The 20,016-nt window shown below is 70.5% G+C and carries 17 protein-coding genes; 5 read left to right on the forward strand and 12 right to left on the reverse strand.

Annotated elements, in window-relative coordinates; translation table 11 throughout:
* Positions 1 to 203: 203 nt before the first annotated feature.
* The 3 genes from THESUDRAFT_RS03765 to THESUDRAFT_RS13255 form a co-directional block, all read right to left on the reverse strand.
* The gene (locus THESUDRAFT_RS03765) at positions 204 to 2,108 is read right to left on the reverse strand and encodes a DUF2397 domain-containing protein (RefSeq protein ID WP_006903389.1); all 1,905 of its coding nucleotides are present in this window, start codon (positions 2,106 to 2,108) and stop codon (positions 204 to 206) included.
* 345 nt (positions 2,109 to 2,453) lie between these two features.
* Entirely contained in the window at positions 2,454 to 2,870 is a 417-nt protein-coding gene (locus THESUDRAFT_RS15255; protein WP_006903390.1) for a PH domain-containing protein, read from the reverse strand.
* Positions 2,871 to 2,949: 79 nt separating this feature from the next.
* A complete protein-coding gene (locus tag THESUDRAFT_RS13255; RefSeq protein WP_006903391.1) occupies positions 2,950 to 3,201 on the reverse strand; it encodes a hypothetical protein in 252 nt (83 codons plus the stop codon).
* 316 nt (positions 3,202 to 3,517) lie between these two features.
* Between THESUDRAFT_RS13255 and THESUDRAFT_RS03770 the strand changes: the two genes are divergently transcribed.
* The 3 genes from THESUDRAFT_RS03770 to THESUDRAFT_RS03780 all read left to right on the forward strand — a co-directional run bounded on the left by THESUDRAFT_RS03770 (position 3,518) and on the right by THESUDRAFT_RS03780 (position 6,845).
* A complete protein-coding gene (locus THESUDRAFT_RS03770) occupies positions 3,518 to 4,903 on the forward strand; it encodes a selenium-binding protein SBP56-related protein (protein WP_006903392.1) in 1,386 nt (461 codons plus the stop codon).
* 376 nt (positions 4,904 to 5,279) lie between these two features.
* Positions 5,280 to 6,164, forward strand: a complete 885-nt coding sequence (locus THESUDRAFT_RS03775) for a hypothetical protein (protein WP_006903393.1) — start codon at positions 5,280 to 5,282, stop codon at positions 6,162 to 6,164.
* 300 nt (positions 6,165 to 6,464) lie between these two features.
* Complete coding sequence (locus tag THESUDRAFT_RS03780; RefSeq protein WP_006903394.1) at positions 6,465 to 6,845, forward strand: DUF488 domain-containing protein; 381 nt, start codon at positions 6,465 to 6,467, stop codon at positions 6,843 to 6,845.
* Positions 6,846 to 7,094: 249 nt separating this feature from the next.
* On the opposite strand, the gene THESUDRAFT_RS03785 is transcribed toward THESUDRAFT_RS03780, so the two are convergent.
* The gene (locus THESUDRAFT_RS03785) at positions 7,095 to 8,090 is read right to left on the reverse strand and encodes a sulfite exporter TauE/SafE family protein (protein ID WP_006903395.1); all 996 of its coding nucleotides are present in this window, start codon (positions 8,088 to 8,090) and stop codon (positions 7,095 to 7,097) included.
* Between the two features lie 320 nt (positions 8,091 to 8,410).
* Here THESUDRAFT_RS03785 and THESUDRAFT_RS03790 point away from each other — a divergent pair, with 320 nt between their 5' ends.
* Positions 8,411 to 8,812 (forward strand): VOC family protein, encoded by a 402-nt coding sequence (locus THESUDRAFT_RS03790; RefSeq protein ID WP_006903396.1) that lies wholly within the window; start codon positions 8,411 to 8,413, stop codon positions 8,810 to 8,812.
* 73 nt (positions 8,813 to 8,885) lie between these two features.
* Here THESUDRAFT_RS03790 and THESUDRAFT_RS03795 read toward each other — a convergent pair whose 3' ends face one another.
* On the reverse strand, positions 8,886 to 9,302 hold the full coding sequence (locus THESUDRAFT_RS03795; protein WP_006903397.1) for a hypothetical protein: 417 nt from the start codon (positions 9,300 to 9,302) through the stop codon (positions 8,886 to 8,888).
* Between the two features lie 181 nt (positions 9,303 to 9,483).
* On the opposite strand from THESUDRAFT_RS03795, the gene THESUDRAFT_RS03800 reads away from it, so the two are divergent.
* Positions 9,484 to 10,584: an ArsR/SmtB family transcription factor gene (locus tag THESUDRAFT_RS03800; RefSeq protein WP_006903398.1), complete on the forward strand. Its 1,101-nt coding sequence runs from the start codon at positions 9,484 to 9,486 to the stop codon at positions 10,582 to 10,584.
* Positions 10,585 to 10,682: 98 nt separating this feature from the next.
* Here the strand turns inward: THESUDRAFT_RS03800 and THESUDRAFT_RS03805 are convergent, their stop codons facing one another.
* The 7 genes from THESUDRAFT_RS03805 to fadH form a co-directional block, all read right to left on the reverse strand.
* Positions 10,683 to 11,603, reverse strand: a complete 921-nt coding sequence (locus tag THESUDRAFT_RS03805) for a hypothetical protein (RefSeq protein WP_006903399.1) — start codon at positions 11,601 to 11,603, stop codon at positions 10,683 to 10,685.
* Positions 11,600 to 12,232 carry an ABC transporter ATP-binding protein gene (locus THESUDRAFT_RS03810; RefSeq protein WP_242823345.1) on the reverse strand — a complete coding sequence of 211 codons (633 nt, stop codon included), beginning with the start codon at positions 12,230 to 12,232 and terminating at the stop codon, positions 11,600 to 11,602. The genes THESUDRAFT_RS03805 and THESUDRAFT_RS03810 overlap by 4 nt, the downstream gene beginning before the upstream one ends.
* 353 nt (positions 12,233 to 12,585) lie before the next feature.
* On the reverse strand, positions 12,586 to 13,140 hold the full coding sequence (locus THESUDRAFT_RS03815; RefSeq protein WP_006903401.1) for a GntR family transcriptional regulator: 555 nt from the start codon (positions 13,138 to 13,140) through the stop codon (positions 12,586 to 12,588).
* Positions 13,141 to 13,778: 638 nt separating this feature from the next.
* On the reverse strand, positions 13,779 to 15,047 hold the full coding sequence (locus THESUDRAFT_RS03820) for an MFS transporter (RefSeq protein ID WP_006903402.1): 1,269 nt from the start codon (positions 15,045 to 15,047) through the stop codon (positions 13,779 to 13,781).
* Between the two features lie 32 nt (positions 15,048 to 15,079).
* Complete coding sequence (locus THESUDRAFT_RS12105; RefSeq protein WP_006903403.1) at positions 15,080 to 17,749, reverse strand: LutB/LldF family L-lactate oxidation iron-sulfur protein; 2,670 nt, start codon at positions 17,747 to 17,749, stop codon at positions 15,080 to 15,082.
* A gap of 553 nt (positions 17,750 to 18,302) precedes the next feature.
* The gene (locus THESUDRAFT_RS03830) at positions 18,303 to 19,055 is read right to left on the reverse strand and encodes a (Fe-S)-binding protein (protein ID WP_006903404.1); all 753 of its coding nucleotides are present in this window, start codon (positions 19,053 to 19,055) and stop codon (positions 18,303 to 18,305) included.
* Between the two features lie 82 nt (positions 19,056 to 19,137).
* The gene (fadH, locus tag THESUDRAFT_RS03835; protein ID WP_006903405.1) at positions 19,138 to 19,935 is read right to left on the reverse strand and encodes a 2,4-dienoyl-CoA reductase; all 798 of its coding nucleotides are present in this window, start codon (positions 19,933 to 19,935) and stop codon (positions 19,138 to 19,140) included.
* Positions 19,936 to 20,016: the final 81 nt, after the last annotated feature.

Here is a 20,016-nt window from a genome sequence, read left to right on the forward strand (position 1 = left end):
GACCGCGGATCGGCCCGCCGCGATCTGGCACCGATCGTCGCCACCCTCCGCGTGGAGGTCGCCTGCGCGGAACGCGTGGCGCGTTCCGGAGCGTTCGGGGTGCTGGGCGCGCTGCCGTCGCGGCCGCCGGGCGTTCAGCGGACAAAGGGATCCTCGCTGAGACGCTTGCCTCCGTCGCCGGCTGCCCTGCCACGTCGCGGCCTTCATCCGGTCGGGGCCTCCCGGTTCGGCCGGCGCGGCGGCGGGGGGAGCCGGCGAGGCGGGGGGAGCCGGCGAGGCGGAAGGCGCCGCAGGCGGTAGCGGCCCAGGTGCAGAACCCCGTCGGGAGCGACCAGCCGGCCCGCCTCGCCGGGGACGGAGCCCACCAGCTCGATCCGGGACCCGTCGGAGGCGACCGTTGCCCGGTCGGGCGACTGCATGCAGCGTACCAGCACGGCTAGCAAGCGTTCCCGCAGCTCGGGCCGTTCGAGGTGCACCTCGGACAGGTCGAGGACGGGCCCGGAGAAGATCGCGTCCCACAACGCCGCCTCCTCCTGCTGGCGCAGGCGCTCGCGATGCAGCACCGCCTCCCGTTCCGTGCGGCGATCGGGCACCGCCTCGGAGCGGCCCCGCTCCCGGCGGCCGCGGGCGATGGGCACCAGTTCCACCGGCACCGGTTCGGCATCCCGCCAGACGTCGCGATCGACCGGCACGGAGCGGGGTTCGGCCCCGTGGATGTGCCGGGTGCCCGGGGAGCCGAAGGCGAGACCGGCCAGACGGCGGGCCTCGTCCACGTCCCGGCACCGACCGAAGGCGATCGCCAGTGCCTCCAGGTCGCGCTGGAGACTGGCGCCGCCCCGCCGGTAGTCGATCCAGCGCTGGGTCTGCCGGACGATCCACTCGATGGCGTCGACCGTGGCTCGCTGCAGCACGTCGACGCCACTGCGGTCGCAGAACCAGTTCTCCAGGGAGACCAACTCCTCCAGCCGCTGGCGGATACAGGCGTCGAGATCCCGCGGCCGGCCGGTGACCGGATCGGGTTCCTCCGCGTCGGCGGTGCCGGCCAGGTGCGCCAGCTGCCGGTGGAGGCCTTCATGCCGCCAGCGCCGCAAAAGCCCTTCGATCTGGGCGGCATGGGTGATCAAACTCTGGACGAACCGGCGCAGGTGCTGGACCAGCAAGTCCTTGTACGAGAGGAATGCCTCGAACTGCTGCAGGTCCCGGGGACGGGCCGCGCTCAGCGACGACAGGTAGTCATTGGCAAAATCGCGGGTCTTGGTGAAGTACTCCACTGCTTCGCGCCAGAGCGCCCGCACCCGCCGGGGATCGGCCGTGTCCTCGGGGAGCGCCGGCCGGTCCGAGGCCAACGAGCGATCGGCGGGATGGACGTGGATCGGACCCATGCCATTCCCCGTCGGCCGGGCCAGGGCCGGTTGAACCGGCTGTGCGCCGGCCGGTTCGGCGTGGCCGCCGGCACGGGCGTACAGACTGAAGCCGCCCCCTGGTAGATCGGCGGTGATGGCACCCGTTGCCCGCTCCCTGGTAGAGAGCAGGCGATCCAGCTGGCGCAGGCGCTCCCACAGCCCTTCCAGGTAGGCGGGATCCAGGGAGCCACCCTGCCGCTGGGGGTGCTCGAGGCGCACCAGCAACCGTTCGAGCTCGACGGTATAGGGTGTCAGGCGATACCGCAGCCGTCTGCGGATGAACTCCTCCACGGTGCGGGCCCGCGAGCGCTCCTGCTCCGCGTGGAGGTTGCCCCAGTGCACCAGCTGGCCGAGGTCCCGCTCGCACTCGTCGAGCGTGTAATCGGACCTGTAGACGCTCCGGACGTGCTCGACGATCTCGTCGGCGGTCAGCCAGTACCGGCTGCGCTCGTGCTGCCGGAAGAAGTAGCGCACGATGATCCGGTAGCGGGCCACGGCATGGTCCGCCACCAGGTAGCGGGCCTCGTCCACGGGACGGGTGGGGTAGGGCAGGAGGGAGGCGGGAGCGTCGGCGTCATCCGGGGGTGCCGCGGCCGTTCCCGGTGCCGACGAGCCGCCTGCCCACCCGTCGATGGCCGGGGCTGGCCCGCCGGCTTTCCTCTCCACCCCGGCTTCCCTCTCCACCCGCGTGTTTCCGTCCGCCATGCTGCCTTCCGCCTCGCATCGATGTCGTGGAGCCGGGCGGGCTCGTCCTGCGCCGACCGAGGTCGTCGCCGCCGGGATCCCGGTCCTGGGGGCCTGGGTAGGCTCGGGCTGCTCACCGGCTGCAGGGGCTGCTCAACGGCCGCAGCGGCTGTTGACCGGCTGCGGCGATGCTCACCCCAGCGCCGGCGGTCCTGCCATTTCGGGTTCGCCCAGGGTAGCCGGTGCCCCTGCTGTTCTCGGGTGTTGTTGCGGTTGCCTCTGGAATCCCTGACCCGTCCACACGAAGATCAAGCGCATCAAGCGCCTCAGCTATGGCTTCCAGAACCGCGTGTGAGGCCCGGTGCACTAGACCTCGAAATGGGCGTGGGGGCACCGACTACGTAACATGACAATAAAGCGTTCCCTGTCCTTGGGAGAAATTAAAATCAGTCGACCATTTTCTAAAGCAATCTCCAGGCGATGGACCGATAACGCTGGTGCCGATAACGGGTTACTGGTTCGTCGTACACCGCGAATTGACCTTAACGGGACGATGAACCGAAACGGGCCAGACTTAACATGCAGTGAATCCTTAGTAATACGATAACCGGTGTCAAGCCAGATCCAACCAACTAGCAACGCGTAAATACCTAGCGCAATGGATGCAGTCTGCCACGGACCCCCTGTGATAGCCTCATATGGGACGAGCAACAGGGGGCTCCATACTAAGAGACCCAACCAGAAATCCTTGTCTGACGGGAAGTAGCCATCGATATCTTTCATCTACCGTGACCTTCCTATCTGCCATCGGGCACGGATTAGAGTGAGGTCAAGGGGCGGAGAACGATACAGTACGAAGGCTTTATCGATTATCGTTGGGGCGCCCGTTTCGCGGTCGCCCGGTCGGGTTGGGCCACAGGACGGCCCGAAGGGCCAGGATCGTACAGGTCCCGAAGAAGACGATCCCCACCCACCCCACGACTTTCACAACCAGCGGGACGGGCTGTAGAAGGACGAACCCGGTCACCGCCGTCATCAACAGGCCGCATGCCAGGGTGGCCACCGCCTTGGCGGTGGGGGTGCGAAAGGTGACGACCTGTGGTGTGGGGTTCATCCCGTCCCGGCGGCCTGTCCGCGGTGGCAGGCTCCCCTTTGGGGAACGCGGCTGAAGGACCACCCTGGCGACGATTCGCGGCGGGGTCTGTCATCCCTGCCCGGAACCTTCTGCCCCGAATGCTCTGCTCCGGCAGGTTTTTTTTCCCAACCTGCGAAAGTCATCAAGCCGGGCATGCCCCCTCTGCTGCCAGGATGTAAGTATAAGCGATGCCGGCCACCGGCGGGCCACGAGGGGGATCTACCCACTTGATAGACAACTAACACTATCGGTATTCTAACTAATGGTTACTTGCCTTACCGGAAGGGGGACGAACATGCCCATCTGGCGCCCGGATTCCACCTTCTATCCCTCCCCGCGCCTCGCCATGGAGGCGCCGGGGGAGGGCTTGGCGTACGTGGCCCTGCTCCGCACCGGCGGCCGGCCCGACGGCTTCGCCGTGGTCGACGTGGATCCCCGCTCCGCCACCTACGGCCGGGTCGTCCACACCCTTGACTTCCCCTACACCGGCGACGAGGTGCACCACTTCGGCTGGAACGCCTGCAGCTCGGCCCTCTGCCCCTTCGCCCCCCACCCCCACGTGGAGCGGCGCTACCTGCTGGTGCCGGGGCTGCGTTCGTCCCGGATCTACATCCTGGATACCAAGCCCGACCCGGCGGCGCCGCGGCTGGTCAAGGTGGTGGAACCGGAAGAGGTCCTGCGCCGGGCCGGGTACTCCCGCCTGCACACCGTCCACTGCGGTCCCGACGGCATCTATGTCAGCGCCCTGGGCGGCCGCGAGGGCGACGGCCCGGGCGGCATCCTAATCCTCGACCACGACAGCTTCGACGTCCTCGGCCGCTGGGAGGTGGACCGCGGCCCGCAGGTCTACGCCTACGACTTCTGGTGGCACCTGGGCCACGACACCGTGGTCACCAGCGAGTGGGGCGCCCCCTCGCTATTCGAGGGCGGCCTGAACCTGGACGACGTGGTCAACCGGCGGTACGGGCACCGGCTGCACTTCTGGGACCTGCGGCGGCGCCGGCACGTGCAGGAGGTCGACCTGGGCGACCAGCACCAGATGGTCCTCGAGCTGCGGCCCGCCCACGACCCCAGCAAGGCGTACGGGTTCGTCGGCGTGGTGGTCAGCGTCGAGGACCTCTCGGGCTCCGTCTGGCTCTGGTACCGGGACGGGGACCGCTGGGCGGTGCGCAAGGTGATCGAGATCCCGGCCGAACCCGCCGAGGACAAGGACGCCTTGCCGGACATCCTCAAGCCCCTGGGCGCCGTGCCGCCCCTCATCACCGACATCAACCTGTCCCTGGACGACCGCTTCCTCTACGTCTCCTGCTGGGGGACCGGCGAGCTGCGCCAGTACGACGTGTCGGACCCCTTCCACCCGAGGCTGGCGGGCTCCGTGCGGCTGGGCGGTGTGGTGCGGCGGGCGGCCCACCCGGCGGCGGGGCCCCTGACGGGCGGTCCCCAGATGGTCGAGGTCAGCCGCGACGGGCGCCGGGTGTACGTCACCAACTCCCTCTACAGCACCTGGGACGACCAGTTCTACCCGGGACTGCGGGGCTGGCTGGTCAAGCTGGACGCGGATCCCGCCGGCGGGCTGGCGGTGGACCCCGGGTTCTTCGTGGACTTCGGCGAGAGCCGGCCGCATCAGGTGCGGCTCCAGGGCGGCGACAGCTCGTCCGATTCCTTCTGCTTCCCGTCGTGAGGCGTGGCGGCGTCGATCGTGCCGCCATGGAGCCGGCCGGGGCGGACCCTGGGGAGACGGCTTTGGAGAGGGGGACCGTGGACGGAGGAACCCCGGGCAGACGGACCCCGGAGAGACGCACCCTGGAGAGATCCGCCCCCGCGAGGCGGACCGTGGAGCGAGACACCCTGCCGAGACACCGCGGGGAGACGAGCCCTGGAGAGACACACGCTGGAGAGACGGCCCGTGGAGCGCCACACCTTGGGGAGCCCCGCCCTGATCTGACGCAGGTGGCTTCCCTGCTTCACGCCGGCCGCGCCGGTGGCGGCCGGGTCCGGCGCCACGCCGCCAGGACCGGGCCGACACCGGCCCCCAGGCCGGTCAGGAGGCGACCCCCGTGCACGAGCACCTGACCCATGCGGTCGGAACCGGCCACGGCAGTCCCTGGCCGTGGCTGGTTCTCGTCCTGCTCGGCGCCTATCACGGCGTGAACCCGGCCATGGGTTGGCTCTTCGCCGTGGCCCTGGGCATGCAGGCCCGCAGCGGGCGGCGGGTGGTGTGGGCCCTGCTGCCCATCGGCCTGGGCCACGCTCTGTCCGTGGGGCTGGTCCTGGCTCTGCTGTGGGGCGCCCGGGCGGTGCTCCCCGCGGTGCCCCTGCGCTACGGGGTGGCCGCCCTGCTGGTGGGCTACGGGCTGTTCCACCTGTTCCGATCCCGCCATGCCGGGGGGCGGGTGGGGATGCAGGTGGGCTTCGCCGGCCTGGTGCTGTGGTCGTTCCTCATGGCCACCGCCCACGGTGCCGGGCTGATGCTGGCACCCCTGGTCTGGTGGGCGGGGCCTGGGCCGGGCGGGGCCATTCCTGCGGCACCCGATGCGGCGGCTCCGGCTGCGGCACCGGCGGCAGGGCCGGCCGGGGCAACGACGGCGAGGCCTGCCGCGGCGGCTACGGTGGGGGTCGAACACGGCACCCACCTGGCCGGCGCCGACGGGTCGGCCTTCGTGGCGGCAGCAGGCGGGACGGCCGCGGCCGGGTCCGGGTTGGGAGCCGGGCCGGGAGCCGCGGCGGGGTTCGCGTTGGGTTCGGGGCTGGGGTCCTGGGCCGGCGTGCTCCTGGCCGCGGCGGTTCACGCCGCTAGCATGCTGGTGGTGGCCGGGGCCGTGGCGCTTCTCGTGTACTACCGGTTCGGCCTGTTCTTCCTACGGCGGGCTTGGGTCAACGTGGACCTGGTCTGGGCCGTGGCCATGGTGGCCAGCGGCCTGGCCGTGGCCCTGGTCGGGTGACGAACGGGGGCGGGCGGGACACGGCGGCACGGCCGAAGGTTCGGCGGCGACCGCCGCCGCGCGACGGCCCGGTCGGGACCGGCCGCACCGCGGGTTTCCCACGCCGTGCGGCCGGCCATGGGAGGACCCCCAGGGCGTCTTGTCGGACAAAGACGGTGGGGAGGACACTCGGCGGCCGCGAGCAACGGGTTCGATCCTCCCGTTCCGTATCGCCGGGCATCGCTGTGCAGCGCTGGGGGCGCCCTGGCGGGTCTCGACCCGCAACGGGAGGTGCGCGGAAGAGGGGCGAGGTGAAGGGGCTTGGATTTGCGGATTGGTCGCGTCTACAGGGACGAACCGGCGCCTCCGGGCGCCTACCGCGTGCTGGTCGACCGCCTGTGGCCGCGCGGGATCCGCAAGGAAGACGCCCCCTGGGACGCGTGGTGGAAGGATCTGACCCCCAGTGATGCCCTTCGCCGCTGGTACCACCAGGACCCCGAGGGCCGCTGGGACGGGTTTCGCCGGCGGTACCGCGAGGAGCTGGATGCCCTCGGCGACGAGGTGACCGCCCCCGCCCTCGCGGCCTGCCGGCGATACGGGACCGTGGTGCTGCTGACCGCCGCCCGCAACCCCGATCGGAGCCATGTGCCCGTGCTGCGCCAGTGGTTGATCGAGCGGCTGGGGGAAGCCGCGGGGGCCTGATGGGACCCGTGGGGGGCCCGAGGAAAGTCGTGGGGCGCCGGTCGGGGCCGTTGCCGTGCCGACACGGTCGCGTAGCGGTGGGGGCGTGCCCGCTGCCCGCGGGGTCGTCGGGGGCGCGTCCTCATGGCCGCGGGGCAGTCAGCCGGCCGGGGTCCCCTCCCGCCCGGCGGCGGCCAACGGTGAACACGCCCGTCGGCGTTTCGCGCCGCGTTCGGACCTGGCGCCCGCGGCCACGTGGCCATGCCACGGTCACGCCCCCGCCGCCTCGGCCAGCACCCGCACCCCCGCCAGCAACAGGGCCAGGGCGAGGGCCCGGAGGATCCAGCGGTCGTCCACCCGGCGGGAGAGCAACGCGCCCACCTGGGCGCCGGGGATCACGCCGGCCGCCAGCAAGGCCGCCCGGTGGAGCCCGTGGTGGTACGTCCCCGCCCAGGCGTGGACGGCCACCCCCGCCCACCCCGTCAGGGCCAGCACGAAGTGGGACGTGGCCGTCGCCACGTGGACCGGGTAGTCCAGCACCGCGACCAGAAGCGGCACGTGGATGATCCCGCCACCGATGCCCAAGAGGCTGGATACGATGCCGACCAGGAAGCTGAGGGCCATGCCGCGGCCCAGGCTGCGGCCGCGGGAGGCGCCGCTCGCCGGCCCGGCGGGACCCACCCCGTCTTCCTCGGCCGACCGGGCAGCTCCGGTTTTCGCCGCGGAACCCGCTGGGTCTGCTGCGGGGGTTGCATTGGCCGTACCCAGTACACCGGCTGGGCCTGTCGCACCCGCCGTGGCTGCCGCCCGTGCTGCCCCGTCGGCCCGCGGTGCCCTGCCGGTGCCCGCTGTGCCTTGAGCCATCGCCGCACCTGCTGCACCCGCCGCGTCAGCCAGCGCGGCCCGCTGGGCCCGGGCCAGCAGCCACACCGCCGCTGCTACCATCAACGTCCCCAAGAGGGCCTCGAACAGCCGCCGGGACATCACGGTCGAAACCCACGCCCCGAGCACGGCCCCCGGGATGGCCGCCGCCGCGAACCAGGCCCCCGCCCGGAAGTCGATCCGCCCCATCCGGGCATAGGCGATGGACCCGGAGAGGGCATTGACGGCCACCACCAGCAGCGAGATGCCGGTGAGGGTGCCGGGGTCGTCGGTCGGGTAGAGAAGGGCGAGCACGGGGATCAGGAGGAACCCGCCTCCGGCGCCGATCAGGGTGCCGATGGCGCCAACCAGGACACCGAGGACCACCAGTGCGAAAGGAGACACCACGATCCTCCTGCCTCTGGTTGTGGGCGTTCTGCTTGTGGGCGTTCTGCCATGGCCACGTCGGGGCGGCCCCAGGGAGCCAGTCCCCCCAAACGTTCGCGATCCCTACGAGGCCGCTCCTCCTTGATCCTACGTCGACCAGCGGCCTCCCGTCGAGACGTCCCCGGAGGTGCAATGACGAAGGCGGGCTCCCCACGTCGTCGGCAGGACGAGGAGACCATCCGGGCGAACGTCGCCCGGGGGACGACAACCCGACAGCGGGGGCAGCGGGAAGCCGCCGGCGGTGCGGTGGGACCGCACCCAAAGGAGGGGGATGCACCATGGTCGAGCGGATCGACAACGTCGGCGTGGCAGTGCGCGACCTTCAGGCCGCCGAGTCCTTCTACACCCGCCTGGGATTCCGGGTGGAGAGCCGGGACGAGACGCCGGGGGCCCTGCTGGTCGCCGGCGACGCCCGCCTCTACCTCTTTCAGACCAACCGGCCCGAAGGCGGTGCGCGGCGCAGCCCGGACCTGGTGGGCAACCCGCCGGGCATCGACCACATCAGCTTCTGGGTGGGCGACGTCGACGCGGCGTACCGGCGGCTTGCCGAACAGGGGCTCACCTTCGCCACCGAGCCGGCCGATCAGGACTGGGGTGCCCGGGCATGCAGCCTCCACGACCCCGATGGCAACGTGATCTTCCTGCTGGGGCCTTTGAGCGAGGGCCGGGCGGAAGGTTGAACGTCCCGCCGGCGGCCGGTGCAGGCTCGCAGTCTGGTGCCGTCGGTTCGGTGGACCGCCGCGGCCGGAACGGTCAATCCGCCTGGGACGGAAGCCGGCTTTCGAGTCTGTGGCAATGCTCCGACGCCTCGTACCGGTTCATCCACGTCCGGAGTCGCTGCCCGCCGCGGTACCAGGCCAGGGTGCAGTCGCTCTGGTAGAGCCAGGTCACGGCATCGTGGGCGAAGGTGAGCGGGTGGACGGAAACCTGCCAGCCGGGCAGTTCGTCTTGGGCGTCCGTCACGCGCCGTACCTGTACTTCCCGCTCGCAGGCGAAGATGGCGTAGCCGCCGCGCGGGTGGATGAAGTGGTCATGGGTAAGGACCAACCCGCGGCTGGTATCGGCGATGTACCGGTTGAACGCGTCGTTGGCGGCGCGGGCGGACACCCGCGGCGGTGCGTAGGCCACCACAAGGTAGCACTTGGGCACGGGATGGGCGGAAGCGGGCATCGGGGCACCTCCTTGGCATCGCTGCTCACAAGCCTCTCCTCGGCGGTGTCGCTGCTCACAAGCCTATGGGGTGCTCACCCGGCGGTTCAACACATTCGAAGAATTCGCAATCAGATGGCGTTGGGCGGGCTCGCCATGGCATGGTGGCGGACCGCGACGGCGAGACGGATGGTGTCGGACGGTGACCATCGAGATCCAGCTTCCAGCGAATCCCGAAGCGGCCGTGACCTTCCACCTGTCGCCTCTCCTCGAGGCGGTTTGTGCCCTCGAGGCGATCGTGAACCCGCGGGCTCACCCCCTGCAACTTCACTGGGTTCTAGAGACGCGCAAGCGGCTGCCCCGTTCCCTGCTCACCGAGATTCGCAAGCTGGGCTTCGCCTATCGGGACTGGCAACTGGGCTTCTTCACCCCGCGGCCGCGGGAGGGCGTTCCCGCATTTCATGAGGAACTGGCGGACATCGAACGGCTGCCCCTGGAGACCTTCGTGGAGGAATGTGCGAGGGCGTTCACGCCATGGGAGGCAGAGCGGGATCCCACCTTCGACGAGGTGATGCGGGACGGCGCGACCCAGGCGATGCTCCTTGAGCATGCCCGATGTCTCGACCCGCGGTATGTGGAGGCCTGCGAGGAGCTGATCCGGAGCCCCGACCGGTTGCGGCGGCGACTTCTGGACATGCTCGACCAGTTCTGGGAGTGTGCCTTCAAAGGGGAGTGGGCGCGCATCCACTCCGCCTTGCTGGCCGATGCCGAGCGGCGCTCGCAACGACTCCGTGCGACGGACGTGTGGACGGTGCTGCACGAGGTGGCACCCGACGCGCGGGTGGTCCGCGACCGCCACCTTCTCATCTTCCACCGGCTCCCCGAACACGTCGTGGTCGACGTCACCCCAACCCGGCCCTTGCTGCTGGTCCCCAGCCTCTTCACCCGGGTCAAGACCCGCGTGGAGTGCGACCCGCCGTGGCAGCCATGCCTGGTCTATGCTTATGAAGGGCCCCTGCTGCGACCGCCTGCCGAGCCTCCGGTTGCCCTGCAGCGCATGCTGTTCGCCCTGGCCCACGAGGCGCGCCTGCAGATCCTGAAGCTCTGCCACGAGGGGCCCAAGAGCACCCAGGAACTGGCCCGGGCCCTCAGCCTGTCGGAAGCCGCGATCTCCCGCCACGTCAGGATCCTTCATGATGCGGGCCTGGTGAGGGCGAGACGCGACGGCTACTACGTCCTGTACGCCAGCCGGAAGGATGCGGTGGAAAGGGTGAGCCGGCACCTTCGATCCTTCCTCGGCTAGGCCGGCCCGCCCTTCGGGCCGCGTGGCTCCCCGCGGGCGGAATGGAGGCCGTGCCTCGCCGGCCGGCCATCGCCGGCTGCCGGCCGGCTGCGTTCGACCTACGTCCCGGCCCCAACCAGCGCCTGGAGAAGGGCGTCGAAGAGCCCCACCCCGTTCAGGTACAGGTCGACCGCCGCTGCGGCCGCCACCATGGCCACCCCTGCCACCGCCGGCCACCGCGCTCCCTCGGCGTCGAGGGCCCGTTCCACCGCCCGAGCGGTACCGACGAACCCCACCGCCGTGGCCAGGACCACCGCCAGCCACGGACCCGGGTGCATGGCCAGCCAGCGCGTTTCGACGGCCCAGGTCCCGCCCGGCGCCCGGTAGAGGTCGGGGTAGGGGAAGGCGGGCACGGTGGGAAGGAAGTCCAGCACGGCCGCCCCAGCGACAGCCGCGCGTACCAACAGCCAAGCACCCGCGAGGAAGGCAAGGCCCATCAGGACGTGGCGCCCCCGCCGCACGGTGCGGCCGGCACCCCATGCCGCCTGGACCAGCACGAGCCACGCCGGCATCGCGAAGGCCAGCAGGATCGCCAGGAGGAGGCCCACCGTCTCCACCAGCGTGCGCACAAACTGGGCGGCCACGGCGGCGGACATGTCGGGCGGCAGGCCGGGGACGCCCACCCCCTGCACCATGGCCGCGATGCCGCCGAACGTCGCCCCTACGTACAGCACCGCCTCCAGCCACACCGCCAGCAGCTTGGCCCCGGCCAGCTGCCATCCGTAGACCGGCAGGGACAGGAGCAGGTAGGCGCGGGAGGTGTCCAGGTCGTTCTTGAAGCTCTGGTACGTGCGCCATAAGGCTCCCAGGGGCAGCCACCACAGCGGCACCTGAGTCATCGCCAGGACCAGCCCCTCGTTCCAGCGGCCGACGCGGCTGGCCAGAAAGGTGTACCACGCGAGGATGGCGACCACGGAGGCCGCCGTGGTGGGCAGCCCCTGGCGCACCTCCCGCCAGAGGAGCCGGAAGAACGGCGTCATGCCAGCACCTCCTCGACGATCCCCTCCAGGGACTTTCCGTGTCGGGCCCTAAGCTCGTCGGCATCGCCCGCGAGCACCAGCCGGCCGCCCGCCAGCACCATCAGCCGGTCGAACAGCGGCTCCGCGTCCTTCAAGTCGTGGGTCGAGAGCAGGATCGTCCGGCCGCCCCGCCGGCACGCCGCCAGGATGGCGTCGGCGATGCGGCGGCGGGACACCGGGTCGATGCCCGAGAAGGGTTCGTCCAGAAGAACGAGCGGCGCCACGCGGGCCAGGCCGAGCAGTAACCGCACGCGGGTCCGCATGCCCTTGGACAGCTCGCCCACCCGCCTGCGGCCCGGCAGCTCCAGGATCTCCCGCAGCTCGCCCTCCTGGTCCTCGTCCCAGTCGGTGAAGAAGGAGCGGACGAACCGGACCGTCTGGTCCACCGTCATCCACGGGTCCAGCGGGTCGACCTCGGCGACGAAGGCGATCCGGCGGCGCAGCTCTACGCCGGGGGTTTGGCCCAGGACCCTGACCTCACCCCGGGCGGGCCGCACAAACCCGGCCGCCACCTTGAGGAGGGTCGACTTGCCGCTGCCGTTGGCCCCGACCAGGCCCGTGACGGTGCCCGCAGGCAGGGTGAAAGTCACATCCCGCAAGGCCTCTATGGAGCCATATCGTTTCCAGACGTGGTGGAAGGACACGGCGGGTGGGGCTGCCTCCGTCGCCAGGTCTTCGCCGCCTCCGAAGTTGGCGGCCGATTGGGCGGCGGATTCGACGGCGGATTGGGAGGTGGCACCGGGGAAGCCGGCTGCTGGCATGGGGCCGGGCGGGGAGGATGGGGGACTGTCCCCCGAGCTGACGGCAGCCGCGCTGACGGCGGCCCCAAAACCGGTGCCAGTCGATGATGCAGGCGATGCCACCCCAGTGGGTCGCATGGTCGATGAAACGGTGAACGACCCACGCCATGAAGCAGGCGATGAGGCCAGGGGATACCAGCGCGTCACGAAGGTGTCCCTCCTTGTTGGTTTTCAACAGGGGACCCGCTCCCTGGGCTTGCTGCCTGGGACCCCCTTGCGGGGCCTACGTGGGATCCACTTCCGGGGCTTCCTGCGTGGAACGAATTGTCGGGATCGCCTGGGTGGGACCCCCTTTCGAGGTCGCCCCCGCCCGGAATGGGCGTGCCAAGGGCCGCCGCCACCCGGCGGGCGATCTCGTCCCGGGTGAAGCCCAGGTCCTGCAACCGCCGGACGAACTCGGCCACCGCCTGGCGGGCCAGGTCTTCCCGAAGGGCCCGGACGCGGCCGGCGTCCAGGGTGATGAAGGTTCCGGTGCCCCGGGCTGTCTCCACCAGGCCCATGACCTCCATCTCCCGGTAGGCCCGCTGCACCGTGTTGGGGTTGACGCCGATGCGCTGGGCCAGTTCGCGCTGGGCGGGAATCTGATCCCCCGGCTGGAGCACGCCCCGGGCGACAGCCTCCTGGAACCGCTCGATGATCTGTAGGTAGATCGGCCGGGTTGGGTCCAGACGGAACTCGCTGCCGAAGAGTTCGGGCACCGTCGCTCCTCCCGTCGATCGAGTGCACTATTACACTAGTGCACTAGAAAGGTGGGTGTCAAGGGGAGGGTGGCGGGCGACAGTAGTGCATGGAGCGGTTCGCGCCCGATTCGGGGATGGGGCGGGGTGCGGGGCGAGTCCAAACCTGATCGAAGTGTCAAGTGGTCAGACGGACCGCCGCTCCCACGTGGACGTTACAAGCCGACGGGGCCGCCCACGTCGTGGACCACCGGGCTCACGGGATCCTACACCGGCCTGACGGGACCCCGCATGGTGCCGAGGATCTGGACGTCCAGCTAGAGGAACCAGTCTTCGGGGTCGATCGGTGCCGCTTCAGGCGCTGTCACCAGCGGCGGGTCGGGCGCCATCACCCGGCCTCGGCGGGCAAGCGGCCCCAGTACAGGACGCCAAACGCTGGACGTCACCGGGATGCCGTGAAGGAGCAAAAGGACCGGCATGGATCCGCCTCCCCGTCCGTACCAGAACCACAGCGGGATCGAAGCACCGGAACGGTGGATCCGCCGGAGAGCCAGGGATCGACAGAGACAGCACCCGACCGCCCTTCGGTCGCCCTTTCGGTCTCCAGTTCGCGCCGGTCACAGCATTCGGGCCCACTTCCCGGAGCAGAACGTTGCGCTCTACCTGGGGATACCCCTATCGACTCCCTCCGCTACCGGCAACGGGGTCAGTTTACTTGCTGCAGGCATGCCACGCAAATCGCGAATGGCTACCCACAGCAACGCAATGCTCAACGGTGTCAAACATGTCAATCCAAACACCGTGCCGACGCTCGAAAACACGGCCAGCACACCACCTATCAACGCTCCGACAGGCATCACCATCGTGCTGATGCTTTGTACTGTGGACCCCACCCTTCCCACGAAATGAGGAGGTGTGATCACCATCACCGCCGAGGAGACCACCACATTCATGATTCCAACAGGAAGCCACGCAACTCCAAACATCGATACCGATACGTCGGGAGACCCGAAAATAAACGCTGCAACCACGGACCCAACCCACGCAATGGTGCTGGTGACCATGCATCCAATCACGAGAATCCCCACATTAACCCCCGTGAGAAGTGGTGCAACAAGCGTGCCGGCCAGGATGCCCGCGCTTTGAGCGGCCACCAGGAATCCGTAGTACTCCGGGCCCCCCAGCGCTTCCCCGATGTGTGGCAGTATCGGCAAGAGCATGCCGTTCAGCCCGTTCGCCAGGACGGCCGTGAGGGCAATCTTGCCGACCAGCGTGCCGGACACAAAACGAACGCCTTGGACCAGGTCTCCCCAAAAGGCTTTGAAAGAGAGTTTCCCTAAAGCAGACTCCCTGGCCATGTGGGAGACGCCAATCAGCCCAAACAATACCATTGCAACGGCAAAAGTTGATACGTCGAACCACAGGGAACCGGCCACGCCGGCGGTGGCGATGATGACGCCCGACATGGAGTTGAACACCACGTCGGCCGTTTCATTGGCAAATCCCATGATGGAGCTGGCATGGACCATCAGCCGGTCGGGGACGATGAGGCGCATCCACTTGCCATAGGCGGGCTTGGCGGCCGTGGCGACAAGATGAATGCCGAATACCACGGGCAATACGAGCAAGGCGGGCGCGTTCTTCGTGACAAGGATCAACAAGAACGTGACGAACACGCCTTGCACGATCTGCGCTCCGACGACAACGGGCTTCACCTGGAGACGGTCGACAAAGGGCCCGAAGATGAATTGAAACACTTGTGGCACCGTGATCAGAAATCCCGCCAGTCCGGCCACCACACCGGAAGCATCAGACTGGCTCAGGTACCACAGCGTTGCCACCAGGTAGACGCTGTCGCCAGCATTGGTGATCAAGCGGCCCAAAAACAATAGCAAGAAGGCCTTATTCGTCAACAACTCCCGGTACAACTGTCGTCATCCTTACCGTCATGCACAAGAGATCATTGCGTTCCGTAGATCACGGCGTGGACGTGTCGCGGCCCGTGGACCCCCACCACCGGGTGCAGCTCAATGTCCGACGACTTGCTGGGACCGGTGATGAAAGTAACGTTCTGCGGAGCGGTGGTGGGGTCGGCGACCCCGTACCGGCCGGTGAGGCCCGTGATGGCCTCGGCCAGGGTGGGGACCAGCACGGCGCCGGGGACCAGGATCACCAGGTGCTCCGGCAGCAGGCTGACGGCCCGCCCGCGGCCCGCACCGTGGACCACGGCCACAGTGCCGGTGGCGACAATGGCGAAGTGGGCCACCACGATACCCAGGTCCGCGATGGCCACGGCCTCGCGCAGCCTCAGCGGAGAAAAGCCCGGCTGCTGGTCCCGCCAGCGGGTGAGCCGGCAGCCGGCTTCTTCCAGGGCGTGAAGCACGGCTTCCAGGACCGGCCCGGCGCCCTCCGGCAGGTCCGGGGCGGCGGGGTCCCAGGCCACCACCCGGCGCAGGCTGCGCGACCGGACGAATGCGGCACAGGCGGCCGCGCAGGCCGCCGCAACGGCTTCGGGCGTTCCGCCCTGGACGCGGGTCCAAGTGCCGTGGACAGCCTCCAACTCCCGACCAAAGCGCTCGGGCCAGCCGGAAGGGTCGGGGCCCGGGTGGTCCGCCCGCGGCAAGCCGGCGGTGGGACCGGACGCCACTACGGGGGAGGGGGTGGAGGCAGGTGCAGCGGGCGCCAGGCACCGAGCCATGGCCCGGCCCGGGGTCCGGGGCTCGCCCCCGGCCTCGGATCCCTCCCCGGATCCGTTCTCAGGCCGGGACCCGTCGTCGAACCGGGTTCCGGAGCGGGGGTGCGACAGGGCCTCGGCCGTACCTTGGGACCGGATCGTCGGCGCGGTCTGCGGCTGGATCGCAGCTGCGTCCCTGGCCGGTGGGCCGGCTTCGGCGGAGGCGGGCGTGAGGGATGGACCGCGGTTGCCCCCGGGCTCGGCGTCCTGGGACCCTGCGGGGCCGGGATCCACCTCCCGGGCTAGGGCGGCCCAGCGAGCATGGAAGGGCCGGGAGGCGACGGCCGGGAAGTCGCGGGAGGCCGTCCAGGCACCCAGGGGGCCCGGCCCGCCGCGGAGGACGGCCCCGACCATTAGCCCGGCCGCCGGTTCGTCCCTGGTGTGGGATTCCGCATCGAGCCACGGCACCTGCACCCACGCGGCCAACCGGGCCGCCAGCCGGTACCGCCGCGGGTCAGAAAAGACCCACCGCCACAGGCGGAAGGCCCATCGCTCCCCGTGGTCGCGGAGGCCCTTCGTGCCCGCCGCTGTGGCGTCGTCGTTGCCGGTGGGCGCCTGACCGGACCGCCCCCGGTTCACCACCTCTTCCCGCAGGTCGAGCAGAAGATCGTGCAGGGGGATCATCACCGGGCAGGCCTCGTGGCAGGCGCCGCATAGGCTGGAGGCATAGGGCAGGTCGTCCCAGCCGTCCAGCCCGCCCAGCAGCGGCGTGATCACCGCCCCGATGGGCCCGCTGTAGACGCCCCCGTAGGGGTGGCCCCCGATCTGCCGGTACACGGGGCAGGCGTTCAGGCACGCCCCGCAGCGGATGCAGTGCAGGGCCACCTGGAACCGCGTCCCCAGCAGGTTCGACCGCCCGTTGTCGACGATGACCAGGTGGAACTCCTCGGGTCCGTCGGCCTCGCCGGGACGCCGCGGCCCGCCCACGAAGGTGGTGTAGACGGTGATCTTCTGGCCGGTGGCGCTGCGGGCCAGAACTTCGAGCAACACGGCCAGGTCGGACCAGGTGGGCACGACCCGCTCCATGCCCATGACGGCGATGTGGATCCGGGGCAGGGAGGTGACCATGCGGCCGTTGCCCTCGTTGGTCACCAGCACCACGGTGCCCGACTCCGCCACCAGGAAGTTGACCCCGGAGATGCCGACGTCGGCGCGGAGGAACTTCTGGCGCAGCTGCTGGCGGGCGAAGGCGGCCAGGGCGACGGCGTCGTCGGGGAGGGGGCGGCCCGCCTCGCGGCTGAAGATCTCCCGGATCTGCTGCTGGGACAGGTGCACGGCCGGCGCCACGATGTGGGACGGCCGGTGACCCGCCAGCTGGATGATGTACTCCCCCAGGTCGGTCTCCACCACCTCGACGCCCGCCGCCTCCAGGTGGGGGTTCAGGTGGATCTCTTCCGTCACCATCGATTTCGACTTGACGACCCGGCGGGCGCCGGCCCGCTGGATGATGCCCAGGATCGCCTCCACCGCCTCGCCCGCCGTTGCCGCCCGGTGGACGTGGCCACCCCGGGCCTGGACCGCGGCGACGGCCTGGTCCAGGTACCGGTCGAGCTGGGCGATGGTGCGGGCGCGGATGGTCCGGGCCCGCTCCCGCCACTTCAGGGGGTCGCCCAGCTGGGCCAGGGCCTGCTCGCGGCCGTAGTGCTGGCGGTAGGTGGCGCGGGGGACGGCCACGCGGAGGAAGTCGTCCCGCAGGGCCGCGGCGGCTCGCTCCTGGAAGGGCTCGGCGGGAGGGCGGTGGGAGAGGCTCGGGGGTTGCGTGGCGATGCTCAGGGTAGGGCTTGGGGTCGCGCTGGCCGGACCGCCGGCCCTCCCGAGCGTGTTCCCGAGCCTGCCGGCCGTGGCGGTGGCCGGTGCCGTCCCCGCCTGATGGCAATCGGATGGTACGCTGTGCATGGCCGGTTCCTCCCCCCGGTACGTCGCGGTACGTCGGTCAAGGGGTCGCCTGGCGGACGAACCCGGCGGGCGCGGGCCAGAGCCGGGGCCAGCGAACCCGCGGCCGTGGGGCTGCCATAAGGCGGCTCCGGCTGCTTGGTGTCCGCCCCGGCTGCTTGGCGGCCGGCGCCCGGTCGCCCTGGGGCTTCCTTAAGGCTGTGCGTCGGCTACCCTGAGGCTGCTCCGCCGCTGCCCTGGGGCTCCACGAGGCCGCCCCGAGGCTGCCCCCGGGGTCCTGGGACTGCCGCGAGACCGCCCCCCGGCTGCCCTCGGGAACCCCGGGACTGCCCTGAGGAAGCCCCCGGCCGCCCGGGGTCGCCCCGAGGTCGCTCCGCGGTGCGCCATCGAGCTGCAGGTAACTCAGGGACCCAGGCGCCGGGCTACACGGCGGCCGGCGCCCGTCACCCCAGGCTGTCACCCTGGCCGATCGCCGCTCACCGGTCCCATGGCGGGGAACTTGACCCGCAGCCGGCCCGGCAGGGCCGGGGCGATACCGGGCCAGGCTGGCCGGCCTCTACGCCGTCTGCAGGGCCGGCCTCGTCGCCTCGTCCAGGAGCTGGGCCAGGTGCAGCACCCGCACCGGCCGGCCGAGGCGCCGCAGCCGCCCGCCGATGTGCATGAGGCACCCTACGTCGCAGCCCACCAGCAGCTGCGCCCCCGTCTCCCCGATGGCCTGGACCTTGGCGTCGACCATGGCGGTCGAGAGCTCCGCCATCTTCACGGCGAAGGTGCCGCCGAAGCCGCAGCACTCGCCGGGGTGGGGCAGGTCCACCAGCTCAAGCCCCTCCACCGCCCGCAGGAGCGCCAGGGGTTCCTCCACCAGGCCCAGCCCGCGGGCCATGTGGCAGGACCGGTGGAAGGTGGCGACGGCGGGGTAACGAGCGCCGAGGTCCGTCCGGCCCAGGACGTGGACGATGAACTCCGACAGCTCATAGACCCGCTCGGCGAAGGCCGCGGCCCGGGCGGCCCACTCCGAATCGCCGGCAAACAGGCGCGGGTAGTGGTGCCGGATCATGGCGGCGCAGGAGCCCGACGGCGTGACCACCGGCAGACCGGGCGCCTCCCGCTCGAAGACCTCGATCAGGTTGCGGGCAACATCGCGGGCCTCGGCCGTGTAGCCCGTGTTGTAGGCCGGCTGCCCGCAGCAGGTCTGCCCGGCGGGGAAGGTGACCTCGACCCCCAGCCGGCGGAGCAGCCGGACGGTGCTCTCGCCCACCTCGGGAAAGAACAGGTCGCAGAGGCACGTGATGAAGAGCGCAACGCGCACCAGGGGTGCTACCTCCCTCTTGCCTTGACTCCGCCCGCTGGCCTTGCCCTCTTGATGAGACCTCCCTTCATGAGGCCCCGCTTTACGAGCGGGGACTTCCCTTGAACACACCCCGCCCCAGCCACTGCCCGCCGTCGATGGTCAGCACCTCGCCGGTGATGAACCCGGCGTAGTCGGACACCAGGTAGGCCGCCGCGTGGGCGATCTCCTCCGGTCGCCCCATGCGGCCCAGGGGCACCGACCGGATCACCGCCTGCCGGGCCTCCTCGGTGGGCCAGAGCTGGGGCGCGGCGCCCGTGCCGTCGACCGGGCCGGGGGCGATGCAGTTCACCCGGATCCCCTTGGGCGCCCACTCCACGGCCAGGGTGCGGGTCATGGCCAGGACGCCGGCTTTGGCCGCCGCCGAGTGGACGGTACCGGGCCCGCCTGTCCAGGCGTAGGTGGCGATGATGTTCAGGATGTTGCCGCCCCGGCCCTGGGCGATCCAGTGCCGGGCCACGGCCCGGGTGCAGTAGAAGGTCCCGTGCAGCACGATGTTGACGACGGCGTTCCACCCGTTGACGGAGAGCTCCTCGGCGGGGCAGACGAAGTTGCCGGCCGCGTTGTTGACCAGGATGTCGATCCGGCCAAAGCGGTCCAGGGCGGCCTGGACCATCCGGTCGACCTGCTCCGGGTCGCGGACGTCGGTGGGGACGGTCAGGGCCTGGCCGCCCCGCTCGGTGATCTCGGCGGCGGCCTTCTCCAGGTTCTCGGGCTTGCGGCTGGCCAGCACCACCCGGGCCCCCAGGCGGGTGAATTCCAGGGCCATGGCCTTGCCGAGGCCGGTTCCTCCCCCGGTGACGATGGCGACGCGGTCCTGCAGCGTTCCAGGCGGTAGCACGCCGGCTCCCCTCCCCTGACGCAGGTTCTTAGCAGACATTCCCTGTCGGGCGGCCGGATGCCTGCTGGGCGCCGGGCCGCA

Origin of the sequence: Thermaerobacter subterraneus DSM 13965 (assembly GCF_000183545.2) — a bacterium.
Taxonomy (GTDB): Bacteria; Bacillota; Sulfobacillia; order Thermaerobacterales; family Thermaerobacteraceae; genus Thermaerobacter; species Thermaerobacter subterraneus.

Excerpts from the sequence above, each read along its gene's own strand:
- THESUDRAFT_RS03765 (WP_006903389.1), bottom strand. The coding sequence starts at position 2,108 with ATGGCGGACGGAAACACGCGGGTGGAGAGGGAAGCCGGGGTGGAGAGG.
- THESUDRAFT_RS15255 (WP_006903390.1), bottom strand. The coding sequence starts at position 2,870 with ATGAAAGATATCGATGGCTACTTCCCGTCAGACAAGGATTTCTGGTTG.
- THESUDRAFT_RS13255 (WP_006903391.1), bottom strand. The coding sequence starts at position 3,201 with ATGAACCCCACACCACAGGTCGTCACCTTTCGCACCCCCACCGCCAAG.
- THESUDRAFT_RS03770 (WP_006903392.1), top strand. The coding sequence starts at position 3,518 with ATGCCCATCTGGCGCCCGGATTCCACCTTCTATCCCTCCCCGCGCCTC.
- THESUDRAFT_RS03790 (WP_006903396.1), top strand. The coding sequence starts at position 8,411 with ATGGTCGAGCGGATCGACAACGTCGGCGTGGCAGTGCGCGACCTTCAG.
- THESUDRAFT_RS03795 (WP_006903397.1), bottom strand. The coding sequence starts at position 9,302 with ATGCCCGCTTCCGCCCATCCCGTGCCCAAGTGCTACCTTGTGGTGGCC.
- THESUDRAFT_RS03805 (WP_006903399.1), bottom strand. The coding sequence starts at position 11,603 with ATGACGCCGTTCTTCCGGCTCCTCTGGCGGGAGGTGCGCCAGGGGCTG.
- THESUDRAFT_RS12105 (WP_006903403.1), bottom strand. The coding sequence starts at position 17,749 with ATGCACAGCGTACCATCCGATTGCCATCAGGCGGGGACGGCACCGGCC.